Source organism: Variovorax sp. ZS18.2.2 (assembly GCF_024701975.1).
Classification (GTDB): domain Bacteria; phylum Pseudomonadota; class Gammaproteobacteria; order Burkholderiales; family Burkholderiaceae_C; genus Variovorax.
In genome coordinates this window covers 54,472-70,075 of sequence record NZ_JANLNM010000014.1, presented here as the reverse complement: position 1 = coordinate 70,075, position 15,604 = coordinate 54,472, and the positions used below count along the sequence as shown (strand labels likewise).

11 protein-coding genes and 1 pseudogene are annotated in these 15,604 nt (G+C 66.2%); 11 read left to right on the top strand and 1 reads right to left on the bottom strand.

What is annotated here, in order from left to right:
• The first annotated feature begins 33 nt into the window (after window positions 1-33).
• From NU688_RS32485 to NU688_RS32450, 8 genes are all read left to right on the top strand, one after another.
• Complete coding sequence (locus NU688_RS32485; protein WP_257865054.1) at window positions 34-1,962, top strand: ABC transporter permease; 1,929 nt, start codon at window positions 34-36, stop codon at window positions 1,960-1,962.
• Window positions 1,959-2,753, top strand: a complete 795-nt coding sequence (locus NU688_RS32480; protein ID WP_257865053.1) for an ABC transporter ATP-binding protein — start codon at window positions 1,959-1,961, stop codon at window positions 2,751-2,753. Before NU688_RS32485 ends, NU688_RS32480 begins: the two co-directional genes overlap by 4 nt.
• Window positions 2,750-3,484: an ABC transporter ATP-binding protein gene (locus NU688_RS32475; RefSeq protein WP_257865052.1), complete on the top strand. Its 735-nt coding sequence runs from the start codon at window positions 2,750-2,752 to the stop codon at window positions 3,482-3,484. Before NU688_RS32480 ends, NU688_RS32475 begins: the two co-directional genes overlap by 4 nt.
• Window positions 3,485-3,519: 35 nt before the next feature.
• On the top strand, window positions 3,520-4,245 hold the full coding sequence (pncA, locus tag NU688_RS32470; RefSeq protein WP_257865051.1) for a bifunctional nicotinamidase/pyrazinamidase: 726 nt from the start codon (window positions 3,520-3,522) through the stop codon (window positions 4,243-4,245).
• A 50-nt stretch (window positions 4,246-4,295) separates the two neighbouring features.
• Complete coding sequence (locus NU688_RS32465; RefSeq protein WP_257865050.1) at window positions 4,296-5,456, top strand: ABC transporter substrate-binding protein; 1,161 nt, start codon at window positions 4,296-4,298, stop codon at window positions 5,454-5,456.
• Complete coding sequence (locus NU688_RS32460; RefSeq protein ID WP_257865049.1) at window positions 5,434-5,934, top strand: (2Fe-2S)-binding protein; 501 nt, start codon at window positions 5,434-5,436, stop codon at window positions 5,932-5,934. Before NU688_RS32465 ends, NU688_RS32460 begins: the two co-directional genes overlap by 23 nt.
• A gap of 133 nt (window positions 5,935-6,067) precedes the next feature.
• Window positions 6,068-9,964, top strand: a complete 3,897-nt coding sequence (locus NU688_RS32455) for a molybdopterin cofactor-binding domain-containing protein (RefSeq protein WP_257865048.1) — start codon at window positions 6,068-6,070, stop codon at window positions 9,962-9,964.
• A gap of 119 nt (window positions 9,965-10,083) precedes the next feature.
• The gene (locus NU688_RS32450; RefSeq protein ID WP_257865047.1) at window positions 10,084-11,271 is read left to right on the top strand and encodes a fumarylacetoacetate hydrolase family protein; all 1,188 of its coding nucleotides are present in this window, start codon (window positions 10,084-10,086) and stop codon (window positions 11,269-11,271) included.
• 10 nt (window positions 11,272-11,281) lie between these two features.
• On the opposite strand, the pseudogene NU688_RS32445 reads toward NU688_RS32450, so the two are convergent.
• Window positions 11,282-11,872 (bottom strand): annotated as a pseudogene (locus NU688_RS32445) (ATP-binding protein); the annotation flags it as partial.
• A 168-nt stretch (window positions 11,873-12,040) separates the two neighbouring features.
• Between NU688_RS32445 and NU688_RS32440 the strand changes: the two are divergent.
• The 3 genes from NU688_RS32440 to NU688_RS32430 all read left to right on the top strand — a co-directional run bounded on the left by NU688_RS32440 (window position 12,041) and on the right by NU688_RS32430 (window position 15,578).
• The gene (locus NU688_RS32440; protein ID WP_257865046.1) at window positions 12,041-12,463 is read left to right on the top strand and encodes a YihY family inner membrane protein; all 423 of its coding nucleotides are present in this window, start codon (window positions 12,041-12,043) and stop codon (window positions 12,461-12,463) included.
• Window positions 12,464-12,539: 76 nt separating this feature from the next.
• The gene (locus NU688_RS32435) at window positions 12,540-13,583 is read left to right on the top strand and encodes a hypothetical protein (protein WP_257865044.1); all 1,044 of its coding nucleotides are present in this window, start codon (window positions 12,540-12,542) and stop codon (window positions 13,581-13,583) included.
• A gap of 471 nt (window positions 13,584-14,054) precedes the next feature.
• Window positions 14,055-15,578, top strand: coding sequence for a hypothetical protein (locus tag NU688_RS32430; protein WP_257865042.1), 1,524 nt, complete (start codon window positions 14,055-14,057; stop codon window positions 15,576-15,578).
• Window positions 15,579-15,604 lie beyond the last annotated feature (26 nt).

The window sequence follows — 15,604 nt, the reverse complement described above, 5'->3', positions numbered from 1 at the left end:
GGGCGCGGTGTCTCCAGTTTCCTCAGGGTCCTTATGAGCTTTTCAGGCTTCGTTGTTCAGTTGCTCAACGGGTTGGCCGGCGCGTCCTCGCTTTTCCTCGTGGCGGCCGGTCTCTCGTTGATCTTCGGCGTGACGCGCATCGTCAACTTCGCCCATGGATCGTTTTTCATGGTCGGCATCTATGTCGCGTACACGCTGGTCGAGAAGCTGGGTTCGACCCTGGGCTTCTGGCCCGCGCTGCTGATCGCGGCGCTCGCGGTCGGCGTGCTCGGTGCGCTGATCGAGGTGCTGCTCCTGCGCCGCATCTACAAGGCGCCCGAGCTGTTCCAGCTGCTCGCCACCTTCGCGCTGGTGCTCGTCATCAAGGACGCGGTGCTGTGGCTCTGGGGGCCCGACGAACTGCTCGGCCCGCGCGCGCCGGGCCTGAAGGGCTCGATCGAAATTCTCGGCCGACAGTTTCCGTCCTACGACCTGTTCCTGATCGTCGTCGGCCCACTGGTGCTCGGCCTCGTCTGGCTGCTGCTCACCCGTACGCGCTTCGGCACGCTGGTGCGCGCTGCCACGCAAGACCGCGAGATGGTGAGTGCGCTCGGCGTCAACCAGGCCTGGCTCTTCACCGCGGTGTTCGCGCTCGGCGCGTTGCTCGCGGGCCTGGGCGGTGCGCTGCAGCTGCCGCGCGAACCCGCCACGCTGGAGATGGACCTGAACACCATCGGCGCCGCATTCGTCGTGGTCGTGGTCGGCGGCATGGGCTCGCTGCCCGGCGCGTACGTGGCAGCGCTGCTCATCGCCGAGATCAAGGCCGTGTGCATCTGGCTCGGCGTGGTGCAGATCTTTGGCGTCGACGTGTCGTTCTCCAAGCTCACGCTGATGGTCGACTTCCTCGTGATGGCCATCGTGCTGGTCTGGCGGCCCTGGGGCCTGTTCGGCCGGCCGCAGGCGCCCAGCCGCTACGTGGGCATGCAGGAAGAGCCGCTGCGCCGCCCGAGCAATGCCTACCTCATCGCCGCCGCGGTGCTCGCGCTGATGCTTGCGGTACTGCCGTTCCTGACGGTGAATTCGCCCTACACGATGGTGCTGATGATCGACCTGCTGATCGCCGCGCTCTTCGCCACCAGCCTGCACTTCATCATGGGACCAGCGGGCATGCACTCCTTCGGCCACGCTGCGTACTTCGGGCTCGGTGCCTACGGCGCCGCATTGCTGGTGCGTTCGCTGCACCTGCCGATGGAACTCGCATTGATCGTCGCGCCGGTCGTGGCCGCGCTCGGCGCGCTGGTCTACGGCTGGTTCGCGGTGCGGCTCTCGGGCGTGTACCTCGCGATGCTCACGCTGGCCTTCGCGCAGATCACCTGGGCCATCACCTACCAGTGGGACAGCTTCACCGGCGGCAGCAACGGCCTGACCGGCGTGTGGCCGTCCGAATGGCTATCGAACAAGCAGGCGTACTACTGGCTCACGCTGGTGCTCGTTGGCGCGGGCGTGTGGTGGCTGCGCCGCGTGCTGTTCTCGCCCTTCGGCTATGCGCTGCGCGCGGGCCGCGACTCGGTGCTGCGCGCCGATGCCATCGGCATCGACGTGAAGCGCATGCAGTGGATGGCCTTCGTCATCGCGGGCACGGTGGCGGGCCTCGCCGGCGCGCTCTACGCGTTCTCCAAGGGCAGCATCTCGCCCGAGAGCCTGTCGGTCGGCAAGTCGGTCGATGGCCTCGTGATGGTGCTGCTCGGCGGCATCCAGACGCTCGCGGGCCCGGTGGTCGGCGCCGTCACCTTCACTTGGCTGCACGACACCGTCGCGCGCAACACCGACTACTGGCGCGCGATGCTCGGCGCCATCATCCTGATCCTCGTGCTGTTGTTCCCGCAGGGCATCGCAGGCTCCGTCAAGCAGCTCGCCGACCGCTGGCGCGCACCTAAGAATGAAACTGAAGCAGATGCCAAGCTCAAGGAGGTGAAGGCATGAGCCTCCTCAAAGTAGAGAACCTCGGCAAGTCCTTCGGCGGCGTGAAGGCCGTGGACGGCATCAGCTTCGAGTTGCCGGCGGGCGAACTGCTCGCGCTCATCGGCCCCAACGGCGCTGGCAAGTCCACCACCTTCAACATGGTCAACGGCCAGTTGAAGGCCGACCAGGGCTCGATCACGCTCGACGGTCACGAGCTCGTGGGCCGCAAGCCTCGCGAGATCTGGCGCAAGGGCGTGGGCCGCACCTTCCAGATCGCCGAAACCTTTGCTTCGCTCACCGTGGTCGAGAACGTGCAGATGGCCTTGCTCTCGCACGACCACAAGCTGTTCTCGATGTGGCGCCGCGCGGCCGACCACAAGCGCGACGAAGCGCTCGCGCTGCTCGACCAGGTCGGCATGAAGTCGCAGGCCGACCGGCCCTGCAGCGTGCTCGCCTATGGCGACGTGAAGCGCGTCGAACTCGCCATCGCGATGGCCAACAGCCCCAAGCTGCTCCTGATGGACGAGCCCACCGCCGGCATGGCGCCCAAGGAGCGCAACTCGCTCATGGCACTGACCAAGGACCTCGTGATCCAGCGCGGCATGGCCGTGCTCTTCACCGAGCACAGCATGGACGTGGTGTTCGCGTATGCCGACCGCATGATCGTGCTCGCGCGCGGCCGACTCATCGCGCAAGGAAAACCGCTGGAGATCCGCGACCATCCGAAGGTGCAGGAGGTGTACTTCGGCAGCGGCAAGACATTCGAGAAGAAGATCGCAGAAAAGGCCGCAGCGCTGGGAGTCTCTGCATGAGCACACACGAACCTCTACTCCAGGCCAAGTCGCTGTGCGCCTGGTACGGCGCCGCGCAGATCCTTTACGACGTCGACCTCGACGTACGCCGCGGCGAAGTCGTCGCGCTCATGGGGCGCAATGGCGCGGGCAAGTCGACCACGCTGAAGGCGCTGATCGGCATGCTCGCCAAGCGCCGTGGCGCGGTGCGCTTCCTGGGGCATGACATCTCCAAGAGCGAGCCGCATCACGCGGCGCGCCTGGGCCTCGGCTTCGTGCCCGAAGACCGCCGCGTCTTCACCGACCTCACGGTGATGGAGAACCTCGAAGTCGGCAAGCAGCCCGCGCGCCAGTGGGCCGACGGCACCGAGGCGCCGCTGTGGACGCCTGAGCGCCTGTTCAAGCTCTTCCCCAACCTCGGCGAAATGCCCAACCGGCCGGGCGGCCGCATGAGCGGCGGCGAGCAGCAGATGCTGACGGTCGCGCGCACGCTGATGGGCAACCCGTACCTCGTGCTGCTCGATGAGCCTTCCGAGGGCGTGGCGCCGGTCATCGTCGAGCAGATGGCCAACATGATCCTGGAGCTCAAGGCGCAGGGCGTGAGCATCCTGTTGTCGGAGCAGAACATGCACTTCGCCGAACTCGTGTCCGACCGGGCCTATGTGCTCGAGAAGGGCCAAATTCGCTATCACGCCACGATGGCCGAACTCGCGGCCAACGAGGAAGTGCGCCGCGCCTATCTCAGCGTCTGATCGTTGTTTTCATTCAACCCACCGGAGTCCACACCATGCATCGCAGAACCGTATTGAAGTCCGCCGCTGCCCTCGGGCTCATGAGCGGCCTCGGCAGCTTCGGCCTCTCCGCCTTCGCGGCCGGCAAGATCAAGCCCGGCAGCAAGGCCGCGCTGATCGTGGTCGACGTGCAGAACTGCTTTCTCGAAGGCGGCACGCTCGCGGTGAAGGGCGGCAACGAGGTGATTCCGGTCATCAACGCGCTGGCACCGGCGTTCGAGAACATCGTCGTCACGCAGGACTGGCACACCGCGGGCCACGCCTCCTTCGCGAGCACCTACTCGGGCAAGAAGCCCTTCGAGACCACCAAGCTCAACTACGGCACCCAGGTGCTGTGGCCCGACCACTGCGTGCAAGGCACCGAAGACGCCGCGCTCGGCAAGGAGCTGAAGGTGCCGACCGCGCAGCTCATCATCCGCAAGGGCTTCCACAAGGAGATGGACAGCTACTCGGCCTTCGAGGAAGCCGATCACAAGACGGCCACGGGACTGGCGGGCTACCTCAAGGCGCGCGGCATCAAGACCGTGTTCGTCACGGGTCTGGCCACCGACTTCTGCGTGGCCTGGACCGCGATGGACGCACGCAAGGCCGGCTTCGATGCCTACGTGATCGAAGACGCCACGCGCGGCATCGACCTCAACGGCTCGCTTGCCGCCGCATGGAAGCAGATGACCGCCAAGGGCGTGAAGCGCATCCAGTCGGCAGACATCCAGAGCACCTGATCGCGTTCCTTCTTTCACGACGACAACAACAACACCGAGACAACCGACGCATGAAGCTTTCGATTTCAAGGCGCGCCATGGTGGCGGGCGGCGCAGCGCTGGCGCTGGGCCCGGGCCTTCTCCGGTCGGCGCGCGCAGAGAACGGTGTGACCGACACCACGATCCGCATCGGCCAATCGGCCGTGTTCAGCGGGCCGGCCAAGGACTTCGGCGTCGACTACCGCGCCGGTATCAAGCTCTACTTCGATCGCGTCAACAAGTCGGGCGGCATCAACGGCCGCAAGATCGAACTCGTCACGTATGACGATGCCTACGATCCAGCGAAGACGGCGGTGAACACGGCCAAGCTGATCGACGAAGACAAGGTCTTCGCGCTCACCGGCTTCGTGGCCACCGGCAACCTCGCGGCGGCGATGCCGCTCGCCGAGAAGGCGGGCGTTCCGATGTTCGCGCCGCTGGTGGGCACCACCTCGTTCCGCACCAAGGTCAACCGCTACCTCTTCCATGTGCGCGCGGGCTACGACCTGGAGCTGCGCAAGATCATCAGCCACCTCTCAACCATCGGCATCTCGTCGATCGCGGTGGTGTTCCAGGACAGCCCCTTCGGCAAGTCGAACCTCGCCACCTGCGAGCAGCTCGCGGCCGAGTACAAGGTGCAGGTGGTCAAGACGCTGCCGCTGGCCATCACCGCGGAAGACGCCAAGCAGGTCGCCACCGAGATCTCCGCGGCCAAGCCCGGCGCGGTCGTGATGATCATGGCCGGCCGCATGGTCGAGACTTTCATTCGCGACTACCGCGCGGGCGGCGTGGGCGCGCCGCTGTACACGCTGTCGGTCGGCATCACCGACGCGGCCGGTTCGGCCAAGCGGCTCGACGGCAAGCTCGCCGGACTGGTCACGGCCAGCATCGTGCCGCCGCCGACGGCGCAGCGCGTGCCCATCGTGGCCGACTACCAGCGCGACCGCGCCGAGTTCGGCGAGAAGATCGACAGCTACACCACGCTGGAGGGCTACATCGTCGCGCGCGTGATGGTCGAGGGCCTGCGCCGCGCGGGCAAGACGCTCACGCGCGACAGCTTCATCGCCGGGCTCGAGAGCATCGGCAGCACGCGCTTCGGCGACTTCCCCATCGACTACAGCGCGAAGAACCACAACGGCTCGACCTTCGTGGACCTGGAGATGTACACCCGTGACGGCCAGTTGCGGCGCTGAGCCGCTGTACCTGCAGGTCAACGGGCAGGCGCAGTCGCTCGCGGGCGTGCCTCGCGAAGCGTCGCTGCTGCACTTTCTGCGCAACGACCTCGGGCTCAACGGGCCAAAGTACGGATGCGGGCTGGGGCAGTGCGGTGCGTGCACGGTGCATGTTGACGGTGTGGCCGCGCGTTCGTGCGTGATTCCCGCGCATGGCGTCGCAGGTCGGGCCGTCACCACGCTGGAAGGCCTGGGCATGCGCGGGCGCTGGCATCCGGTGCAGGCGGCCTTCGAAGACGCGCAGGCCGCGCAGTGCGGCTACTGCCTCAACGGGATGGTGATGCAGGCGGCGGCGCTGCTTGCGCGCGATCCGCATGCGAGCGAAGCGCGCATCCGCGGCGAGCTGTCGGGCAACCTGTGCCGCTGCGGCACGCACATCGAAATCCTCGATGCCGTGCAGCGCGCGGCCGTGCGCATGAGCGCGAAGGCGAATTCATGAGCGGCCGGTCTTGTCCCCTCTCCCTCTGGGAGAGGGCCAGGGTGAGGGCATCGGCCTTTGCACAAGCACTGCCCTTGCCATCGCCGCCGACCCTCACCCCAACCCTCTCCCCGCGGGGAGAGGGAGCAAGACCATGACGCGCCGCGCCGACCTGCCGCAGACCCGCGCGGAGTTCCTCGCTGCCGATGGCGTGCTGCTCGTGGTGCGCGAGACGCCCGCCGCACTGGCACCCGCTAACGGCCAGCCCGCGGTGATCGCCGGCAACCCCATCGAAGGCGACGAGATCCTGATCGCGGTGTGGGACGACGGCAGCGTCTCCGCGCTCAACGGCCACGTCGATCTCGGCACCGGCATCCAGACCGCGTTGTCGCAGATCGTGGCCGAAGAACTCGACCTCGGCATGCCCTGCGTGCGCATGATGCTGGGCGACACCGCGCGCGTGCCGAACCAGGGCGCGACGATCGCGAGCGCGTCGATCCAGATCCACGCGCAACCGCTGCGCCTTGCCGCCGCGCAGGCGCGCGCCTGGCTGCTGGCGCGCGCGGCCGAACGCCTGGGCGTCGCGGTCGATGCGCTGCAGGTGCGCAATGGCGTGGTGCGCGTCATCGAGACGCCGGACCACCACGTCAACTATGCGGACCTCGTGGCCGGCCAGCGCACGGTGCTGCGCCTCGACCCCGCTGCGAAGCCCAAGGACCCGGCCGACTACCGCATCGTCGGCACACGCCAGGCGCGCGTGGACATTCCCGCCAAGCTCGCGGGCGAGCTCGTGTTCGTGCACGACATGCGCGTGCCCGGCATGCTGCACGGCCGCGTCGTGCGCCCGCCGTACGCGGGCGCGGACCACGGCGAGTTCATCGGCAACACGCTCGAAGCGGTCGATGAATCGTCGATCGCGCACATCCCCGGCATTCGCGCCGTCGTCGTGGTTCGCGATTTCGTCGGCATCGTGGCTGAGCGCGAAGAGCACGCCGAGCAGGCGCTGCGCGAGCTGCGCGTCACATGGAAGCCGTGGCCGGGCATGCCTGACCTCGGCGATCTCGCGCAGGCCTTGCGCGACAACCCTTTGACGCAGCGTTTGCTGGTCGACGAAGGCGATGTCGATGGCGCCATGGCGTCCGCGGCGCAGCCGATGCAGCGCACCTACGTCTGGCCGTACCAGATGCATGCTTCCATCGGCCCCTCGTGCGCGCTCGCCGACTGGCAGCCGGCCGACGGAAGCGGCATGCAGTTGCGTGTGTGGGCGGGCTCGCAGAACCCGCATGTGCTGCGCGCCGATCTGGCCAAGCTCATGGGCGTGGACGACGTGCAGGTCGACGTGGTCCGCATGGAAGCCGCGGGCTGCTACGGCCGCAATGGCGCCGACGACGTGGCCGCCGATGCCGCATTGCTCGCACGCGCCGTCGGCATGCCGGTGCGCGTGCAGCTCACGCGCGAGCAAGAGCATGCGTGGGAGCCCAAGGGCGCGGCGCAGCTGATGGAGGTCGATGGCGGATTGATGGCCGACGGCCGCATCGCCGCCTACGACTTCGAGACCTCCTACCCATCGAACGGCGCCCCCACGCTCGCGCTGCTGCTCACGCGCACCATCGAGCCGGTCGCGCAGGCCTACGAGATGGGCGACCGCACCGCGCGCCCGCCGTACAGCTACGACAACTTGCGCGTGAAGGTCAACGACATGGCGCCGATCGTCCGCGCCTCGTGGCTGCGCGGCGTGTCGGCGCTGCCGAGTTCGTTTGCGCACGAGTCGTACATCGACGAGCTGGCGACGGCAGCGGGGGTCGATCCGGTGCAGTTCCGCTTGCGCCACCTGGACGATCCGCGCGCGGTCGAGCTGGTTCAGGCCACCGCACAGAAGGCCGGCTGGCGCATGCGCACCGGTCCGCAGGAGAACGCGGACGGCGGGCTCGGCGAAGGCGGCGACATCCTCTTCGGCCAGGGCTTCGCGTACGCACGCTACATCCACAGCAAGTGGCCGGGCTTCGGCGCCGCGTGGGCCGCGTGGGTGGCCGACGTCGAGGTCAACCGCAAGACCGGCGAGGTGCATGTGCGCCGCGTGGTGGTGGGGCACGACGCGGGGCTGATGGTCAACCCCGCGGGCGTCGAGCACCAGGTGCATGGCAACGTGATCCAGACCACGAGCCGCGCGCTGATGGAAGAGGTGAAGTTCGCGCCGCAGCAGGGCTCGCCTTCGGGCGGCGCGCAGTTGCCGGGCGTGCTGCCGACCGGTGTGGTCGCGAGCCGCGAGTGGGGCAGCTACCCGATCATCAATTTCCGCGACGTGCCGGTGATCGAGGTGATGCACATGCCGCGGCCGGGCGAGCCGTCGCTGGGTGCGGGCGAATCGTCGTCGGTGCCGGGGACGGCGGCGATTGCGAATGCGATCTTCGATGCGACAGGGGTGCGGTTCAGGGCGCCGCCGTTCACGCCGGAGACGGTGCTGGCTGAACTGAACCGGGGTTTGCTCCCTCCCCCTCTGGGGGAGGGCGGGGGTGGGGGCATGCGGCGCTCGAGTGGTGACGCTGCCGGGGGGGGGGCGGCGCCCGGGGCGCCCCGCTCCCCGCGGCCCGGGGGGGGGCTGCACTCCCCGGGGGGTTGCCCCCCCCCCCCCGGGGGGCGGGGCGGGGGGGGGGCCCTGCGGCGCTCGAGTGGTGACGCTGCCGTGCCCCCATCCCAACCTTCCCCCAGAGGGGGAAGGAGCAATACAGAAGCCATCTGGCCTCGACGCAAAGGTGTGTGGGCCACCGGCGCCGCGCTCTTCATCGGCGGCATCGGCGTCGTCGCCGGCCTGCTCGGCTGGCGCTCCGTCATCGCGCCCGTCTCGCTCACCGCACCGGTCTACAGCGAGTCCACCATCGAGCGCGGCCGCGTGCTCGCCGCGCTCGGCGATTGTGCGGTCTGCCACACCGCACCCGGCGGCGCGGCCAACGCAGGTGGCCGCGCGATGGACACGCCCTTCGGCACGCTCTACACCACCAACCTCACGCCCGATGCCGACACGGGCCTGGGCCGCTGGTCGTTCAGCGCGTTCCAGCGCGCGATGCGCGAAGGCGTCTCGCGCGACGGGCATCACCTGTATCCGGCGTTCCCCTACACCGCGTTCGCCAAGACCAGCGACGACGACCTGCAGGCGCTCTATGCGTACTTCATGTCGATGCCAGCGGTGCGTGCGGAAACGCCGAAGTCCGAGCTCAAGTTCCCGTTCAGCATGCGGCCGCTCATGGCCGGATGGAACGCGCTCTTCCACGACCCCGCGCCCCTGCAGCCCGTCGCCACGCAAAGCGCCGAATGGAACCGCGGCGCCTACCTCGTCAACGGCCTCGGCCACTGCGGCGCCTGCCACACGCCGCGCAATGCGCTCGGAGCGGAGCAGGGCGGCAGTGCATTCCTCTCGGGCGCGATGGTCGATGGCTGGGAGGCACCTGCGCTCACGCACCTGTCGAAGTCCGCCGTGCCGTGGGACGCCGATGAGCTTTACCGGTACCTGCGCAACGGCCACACGCAACGCCACGGCATCGCCGGCGGCCCGATGGCCGAGGTGGTGCGCGAACTCGGCCAGGTGCCCGATGCCGACGTGCGCGCGATGGCCGTCTATCTCGGCTCGTTTAACCCCGTGCCGGCAGCGGAGCCACAAGCCCTCGCGCAACAAGCCATCGACAACGCAGCCCGCACGCAAGGCCAGCTGCTCGGCCCCGCGCAGCGCATGTTCGACAGCGCCTGCGCCTCATGCCACCACGACGGCAACGGCCCCACGCTGCTGGGCGTGAACACGCCGCTCGCGCTCAACAGCAGCCTCACGAGCGCGCGGCCCGACAACCTGCTGCGCACCATCCTCGACGGCGTGCGCGAGCCCGCGAACCGCGACATCGGCTTCATGCCCGCGTTTCGTGAAGCGCTCGACGACCGGCAGATCGCCGAGCTGGCCGGCTACATGCGCGCGCGCTTCGCGCCGCAGGAGCCCGCGTGGACCGATCTGCCAGGGCAGGTGGCGCGCGCACGCGCCGCCAAGGCGCACGGCGCGGGGCACTGAGCGGAGTGCCCCGGTGCGCCCGCGAGCGCACCGCCGACGCTACGATGCGGCGTCGCGCATCGGCCCCATCGTTCGCTCGCGCGCTGCACTGAACACCATCAACGGAGACACACAGCACCATGGCCCTGAACCTCTCGCCCTCGACCAGCCTCCCCAGCGACGCCGAACGCGCCACCCTGGTCGGCCGCATCTGGCAACCCGATGTGGGCCCGGTGCTGGTGGCCGTGCACGAAGGCGGCCTGCATGACCTCTCGAAGCTCGCGCCGACCATGAGCGACCTGCTCGAAGCCAAGGGCTCGCCATCCGCCGCCGTGCGCGAAGCGCTGAAGAGCGGCAAGGCGCCGCGCATCGCCGCGCTCGATGCCGTGCTCGCCAACAGCGACGAGACCGCGCGTGACAACGCCAGGCCCTGGCTGCTCGCGCCGTGCGACCTGCAGGTCATCAAGGCCAGCGGCGTGACCTTCGTGGCGAGCCTGCTCGAACGCGTGATCGAGGAGCAGGCCCGCGGCGATGCGTCGAAAGCCGAGGCCACGCGCGCGGCCATCGGCAAGGTGCTCGGCGACAACCTCGCGGACATCGTGCCCGGCTCGCCCGAGGCCGCGCGCGTCAAGGAGGTGCTGATCGCACAGGGCGTGTGGTCGCAGTACCTCGAAGTCGGCATCGGCCCCGATGCCGAGATCTTCACCAAGGCCCCGGTGCTCGCCGCTGTGGGCACCGGCGCCGACGTGGGCATCCACTCGGGCTCGGTCTGGAACAACCCCGAGCCCGAAGTCGTGCTCGCCGTGAACAGCCGCGGCGAAACGCTGGGCGCCGCGCTCGGCAACGACGTCAACCTGCGCGACTTCGAAGGCCGCAGCGCCCTGCTGCTCGGCAAGGCGAAGGACAACAACGCCTCGTGCGCGATCGGTCCGTTCATCCGCCTCTTCGACGATCACTTCGGAATTGCCGATGTGCGGCGCATCACCGTGGCGTTGGAAGTGACCGGGCCCGAAGGCTTCGTGCTCGAAGGCTCGAGCTCGCTCACGAAGATCAGCCGAGATCCGCTGGACATCGTGTCGCAGGCTGTTGGTATTCACCATGACTATCCCGATGGCTTCATGCTGTTTCTCGGCACCATGTTTGCGCCGACGCAAGACCGTCACGGCCCTGGGCAAGGATTTACCCACGTCGTGGGCGACCACGTGCGCGTCGGTGCGCCGGAACTGGGCGCGTTGTTCAACCGCGTCGTGCATTCGGACAAGGCGCCGAGGTGGACGTTCGGTTTGAGCGCGTTGATGCGGAATCTGGGGGCGCGCGGCTTGCTGTAGTCCGGTGGGTTCACGCCACGCCATGCAACCCCCTGCGGTATTGCACCGCCTCTGCCACATGCACGACCTGCACCGTCTCCGACGAAGCCAAGTCGGCAATCGTGCGCGCCACCTTCAGCGCGCGGTGCGTGCTGCGCGCCGACCAGCCGAGCTTGGCGGCCGCGTTGTAGATGAACTTCAGCGCCGTGGCATCCAGCTCCGCATGCTTGTCGATCGCGCTGCCCTGCAGGTTCTGGTTGGCGTGGCCCTGGCGCTGCATGGCGCGTTCGCGTGCCGCCACCACGCGGCTGCGGATGCTCTCGGTCGATTCGCCCGGGGGTGAATTGAGCAGCTGCTGCGCCGACACCGCAGGCACTTCGATGTGCAGGTCGATGCGGTCCAGCAGCGGCCCGCTGAGCTTGCTCTGGTAGCGCGAGACCTGGTCCGGCGTGCAGCGGCAGGACTTCAGCGACGAACCGAGGTAGCCGCAAGGGCAGGGGTTCATCGCCGCGATCAACTGGAAGCGTGCGGGGAATTCGGCGCGACGCGCAGCACGGACGATCGTGATCGTGCCGGTCTCCAGCGGCTCGCGCAGCGCTTCCAATGCGGAGCGCGCGAACTCGGACGGGGAACCTTCAGTGTTGTTTTGAATGTTCAAAGTAGTCGGAAAGGCAAGCCCCGTGAGGGGCGCGTCAGTCTGCGAATTTTGCTGTGAATAACATGTTAATTGATTGTTGATAATCTGTGCATATTGCCAAGGCGTCGTGAGTATAGGATCAACTTCACCTTCGTGGGATTCCTGCAAGTTGTTCAAGAGCAGTCAGCCATTTCTATGGACCTAATCGGCACGCTGCCACACTCGCTCGCATTCGTCCTCGATCTCGGTCCGCTCCTGCTCGGTGTCACTGTTCTGACGAGCATGTTCTGCCTCGTTCCGAACACCAAGATACGGCTGCGTGACGCCTTCGCGGGTGGCTTGATCGCCAGCGTGGCTTTCGAACTCGGCAAGCGCGGCTTCACCACCTACCTCGTCAAGTTGCCGGCGTGCAAGGCGCTGTATGGAGCGTTCGCGGCGCTCCCCGTGTTCTTGTTATGGGTGTACTTCTCGTGGCTGGTCACGCTGGTTGCGGCCATGATGACGGCCAACTTGGCGCTCATTCGGCGGCGACCGCAAGCAGGCCCGCTCGGGCCTAGCGCATGCATGCGGACGTGATGCCTCCGCCGATGCAAGCTCAGTCATTGAGGGTGCAAATGAGAACGGGATCGCCTTTGTGCAGAAAGAGCCTGAAATGAAGCGTGTGAAACGGCAACCGTCCAGGTTTGGCGCGGTGGACTTGGCTGACCAAGTGGGGCGAGAGTTCAATCTGCCGTTGGATCGGTTGAGCGAGAAATTCTCATTCGAAGTGGCCACGAAACTAGCCAGAGAGAACCGTTCATTGATGTATGCCCGAAGGGCTGAACGCATGTTTGAGTATGTGGTCGCGTCGCTTGGAAAGGCAGACTTGATTACCGCGGAAGATGTATCTGCCCCCTTGTATGCCGGAATTGAAGTGCAGGCGCCGGATTACTTCGTGTCGCTCAAGACCGGTCAAAGATTCTTCGTTGAGGTTAAGAACACTGAGCCCAAGACGATCCACACACCCGTCACCTTCGGCAACGCCTACTTGTCCAGGCTCAAGCACTACGCCAAACTCAAAGGGCATCCTCTGTTGATTGCCGTCTATTGGAACGACCTGAGAACGTGGACCATCAATAAGGTCGAAGATTTTGAAACCAAAAACGGAACAATCATCCTGCGCTTCGTTGATGCGTATCAGAGGAGCATCGCCGGTGATTTTGGCGACCGGATGGTGGCGACCATCCCTCCTTTGGTCTGCCGAATACATGCAGCCTCCGATCGCCCCAGCTCAATACAAAAAAACAATCAAGCAAGCTTCACGATCAGTGCTCTAAGTTTCTATATCGAGAACAAAGAAATCTTGAACGAGCGGGAGCAACAGATCGCGTTCTACCTCATGTTCCATTCCGCCTGGGAGGACGAGATGCCCATCGCGACGATGAATGGCGAAAGAGTTGCATACGTTGAGATTGCGGCAAGGCAGGCCGGCGACAAGTCGCCCGATCAAGCGTTTGAGAGCCTGGGTACGCTCGCTGGGATGATTTCCAGCTACTACAAGTGGCTGACCACCACTGACGATGAAGTTGTGAGGCTTACTCCACAACTCGAACCTGCCGAATTGGCGCCTGGCTTTGACGACGCGTACCGCGGTGAGGTTCTCCGTCTTTGGCTGTTCCAAATCGAGCCAAACTACGAGCCGTTGATTCGGGGTTAGCCCGTGTCGTCGGCCACGTTCTAGATTGGCGACGCGCGATCCTCCAGGACTTGCTGTAAAGCGTGCTCGGATGCATCCTGTCTGCAATCACGGAAAAGTCGGACCGCGCCGGCGGGACGCCGGAGTCGGACCATCTTCGAAAGCGACGACGTCTCGGTGTCGCTCGATCAGCGAAGGCCGCCGCGCCGAAGTTGTCGGCCCATGATCGCAAGGATCATGGCCCCATGGGTGAAGTCCGGCGCTAGAACAGGGGATGGTCGCAGTTGAGACCTGCGCAGTACACGGGCTGACGATCTCTAGCCGCAGGTGGCGTCTACGTGTTATCTTTTGGCTTGGTTGCCGTCGCCTGCCGCACGCGCCCTCCGGGGTACGACGAAGACGGATTGAAGTACCGAGCCTCCCCCCATTTGTGTTTTCCATCGGGCGGCCCGCAACGCGTGCACCGGCTAGAGACCGCCCGAGGAGTGAAACATGAATGTCCCACAGCTGAAGCTGCTGGCTGGTCTCGTTCGCGGGTTGCTCGAGCAGCACAACGTGCCCATCGGGCACTCGCAATCCCTCGACGTTATCGCGGCGCTGCCTGGCCTGCGCAATTGGCCCGAGGTGATGGCGTTCCCTGACCGAGTCGTTGCCACCGAACTCAACACGACGTCGACCATCCGGCTCGCATACCGTTTGAAGAGTCGCTACCAGTTGGACCTTGCGCCAAGTACGTTACTCAAAGCGCTGGCGCCGCCGGATGTACAAGAGGCGCAGGCGCCGCCGGAAATCTGGCCTTCCGGCCCGCGGGCTGGTGTGTACATCGCCACATCGCAGGATGCAATCAACGCACTGCTTGCCAACTACAGCGAAGCTTCCGATGGTGCATTGGTCTACGCCGAGCGCGCGGGCGACCACTGGGAAGGCAGCATCGACCTGGACGAGCAAGGCTTGTGGTCCCGTGGACTGCAGCGCGTTCCCAGTGGAACGCTCCTGGTGCTGGGCCCGCTGCACTTGAACCAGCAATCTTGGGACGACTGCGCGTCGCGGCTTCGGATGGCCTGTATCCGCGCGCTCGACTCGGGTCATCGCGTCGCCGTCCTGATGGACACCCCGACACCAGAGGATTTGCTGGCCGACGTTCAGTTGGCGGTCGACATGCGTCAAGAAGAGGGCGAGGACTGCACCGAAGCGCTCATGGGCATCGTGACTGAAGACGGTGAACTGCTGCGCCAGGAGCCGTTCTCGCCGCCGCGGCCTTGGCCGACCCCGGTTCCGAACACCGCCACTACTGACGCCATTCCTGCCATTGTCCTGCCTCATCTTCGGCGCGCACTTCGCGGCCGCCAGGCAGGCCTGCTCGTGGCGGGCACTTCGGTCATCGATGACCATTGGTGGGCCATCGACCTCGTCACCTCGCTCCTCGCCGTAACGCAGGATATGGGCATGGCCTGTCGCATCATGCCGCGCAAGCGCGGCACACCGGCCAAAGACTTCATGGTCCCGGACCCGGTGAAAGCGCTGCCGTTCCTGCCTTCCATCGAAACGGCCTATGCACAGGGCTATCGCCGGATGATTGTGGCGCCGGTGCATTCGGACATCGAGTTGCTCGGCGCCTATGCAGATGATGTCCTGTTCATCTGCGGGACGCACGGTGCTGACGTCGCGGAAGGACTTCGTAACGTCACGGGCATGGGCTTCTTCGGTAAGGAGCAAACGCTTCTCAAGCACCTCATAGCCGTGTTCGGCGTGGGCTACGTTGAAGGCAGGGACAAGAAGACAGTGCAAACGTGCGACATGTACGTTCCCGGCTCTGACAACCTGCCTCCAGGCGACGTCGCCTACGGCGAGCTGATGGACGCGATTCGTGCCCAGCGAGTCGTGCGTTGGGAGGACCAGGTCGGTCTGCTGCTTGATTCAAAAGCGATAACGTTGCCGGCGGTCAAGAAGACGTTCCGTCGGGTAGAAGCGCTCGACGGGTACCTTGCCGGACGCAAGTCGCAAGCGACCGTGTAGGGCGTCATGAAGACGCCGTACGCCCG